The organism is Ruegeria sp. YTSA064, from assembly GCF_059610325.1.
Genome location: NZ_JBXWNK010000031.1, coordinates 1 through 1,668 on the forward strand (window position 1 = coordinate 1; position 1,668 = coordinate 1,668).

The 1,668-nt window shown below is 57.1% G+C and carries 3 protein-coding genes and 1 pseudogene; 3 read left to right on the forward strand and 1 reads right to left on the reverse strand.

Going from position 1 to position 1,668, the window contains the following annotated elements; genetic code table 11:
- Window positions 1-371 (reverse strand): hypothetical protein (locus tag AC2FI7_RS22760; protein ID WP_496833723.1); only part of this gene is annotated, 371 nt, incomplete at its 3' end.
- Between the two features lie 349 nt (window positions 372-720).
- On the opposite strand from AC2FI7_RS22760, the gene AC2FI7_RS22765 reads away from it, so the two are divergent.
- The 3 genes and pseudogenes from AC2FI7_RS22765 to AC2FI7_RS22775 form a co-directional block, all read left to right on the forward strand.
- Entirely contained in the window at window positions 721-987 is a 267-nt protein-coding gene (locus tag AC2FI7_RS22765) for a hypothetical protein (RefSeq protein WP_010442281.1), read from the forward strand.
- A 38-nt stretch (window positions 988-1,025) separates the two neighbouring features.
- Window positions 1,026-1,412 (forward strand): hypothetical protein, encoded by a 387-nt coding sequence (locus AC2FI7_RS22770; protein WP_010442282.1) that lies wholly within the window; start codon window positions 1,026-1,028, stop codon window positions 1,410-1,412.
- An 8-nt stretch (window positions 1,413-1,420) separates the two neighbouring features.
- Window positions 1,421-1,668 (forward strand): annotated as a pseudogene (locus AC2FI7_RS22775) (hypothetical protein); the annotation flags it as partial.

Here is a 1,668-nt window from a genome sequence, read left to right on the forward strand (position 1 = left end):
AAGAAGATCGTCAGTACCGCCCATATCAATCCAGGAAAATTTGCCGGCCGGTTTTCCACACCACCAGAATCAGCCCTTAAACGCTTACGTCGTTTGGGAAGAAGACGGGTCAGTTCCCGCGCGAGCGTTCCGCTATCCTGTTTGAGTTCGGGCACGTCACGGAATTGCGACAACAGCATCTCCAGTCGCGAACCAGCGGCCTTTTCCTCCAAAGCGGCAAGCGCGGCTGCCTCTTCCCAAGGTTCGAGTTTTAGCCTTGCAAGGGCCGAAAGTACCGTAACAGCATTGCCTTTCCGGTCTTCACCAACGAAGGCCTGCAAAAAACGATCGAACTCAGGGCTATGCGGGTAAAGAATGCCACCTGCGGGCATCACCGTTTCCTCCTTTTCAATGTTTTCGGATCTTGGGAGCGAACGTGCCGAATGACCGGGGCCTCCTCTGGCAGGATCAAAATGTTTCGGATTGTTTTGATCATACCCGCATCGCCTGGAGCATGCGCTGACGCAGATCAGCCGGTGTCCAAACTTCTGAAGTCAAGCATCAGGGCAGCTCCAAGGTTCGCCAGCACTGCCCAGGGCCCAGCGGCGCTAACATGGGTCAGCGCGCATCGCCCGGTTCTGGGATAATGTATGATGACCGCAAATGCAGGCTACCTCTCTGCAATCAGGATACGGCAGCCTTTGCAGCGCGGAAGGCACGTATACATCGCGGAGACCGGAGATGGCGCTGCGTTCAATCAGATCCACCGTGACCTTCCCGCGCCCGTTTACCCTATCCGGATATTCGGACGAGCTGCCTGCCGGTGAATACGAAGTATTGGTTGAGGAAGAACTTATCGAGACGCTGAGTTTCCCGGCTTACCGCAGAACAGCGATTTTCCTGACTATAAACGGCAAGGGGCGTTCGCTGGGCCGAACAGAAATGCGGCCAATTACCTGGACCGACCTGGAAACGGCACTTGGCCGCGGCATTCAATATGACACCTGAAGATAGCGAGGCGGCGCTTTGCCGCTGGAGGAACTACAATGAACACTCCCGAATGGCTTAAACCTGGCCTCTACGGCGCCGTCATCGGCGCGGTACTTGTTAGTGTAGCTGGATTTTCTTGGGGCGGCTGGGTAACCGACCGAACCTCGAACGACAGGTCCGTGGCGATGGCCCGCGAACATGTTGTCACCGCATTGGTGCCTGTCTGTCTGGACATGGCCCGATCCGATCCGGAACGGGCTGCCAAGATGGCGGCGATCCGGGCAGCCTCTACCTTCCGGCAGCGAGAGGCCCTCATGGCGGCTGGCTGGGCGACAGTACCAGGCACAGAGACCCCGAACCGGGACATCGCGCACGCCTGCCTTGCAGCCCTTGACGTAAACAAGTCACCGGAGCGTCCGGAAAACACGATCAATGAAGGATGAGCAGCGCCATGTCACCACCTCTGCCTGAAACAACCGATCTTGAACGGCGCGTTCTAGCCCATGAACGGGTTCTCCAGTCGCTTATTGCTTACATGTCCCACACAGAACCGCGTTTCCTTGAGCACTTGAAAAAGCGTTTTGTTGAGCCGATGGCCATGGTGCGGCACGAGCATGACCATCGGAACGCGGATGATTACGCGGAGGAGTTCATTCGCGCCGTGATGGCCCTTGGAGAAACGCAATTGCCAAAGGCGGC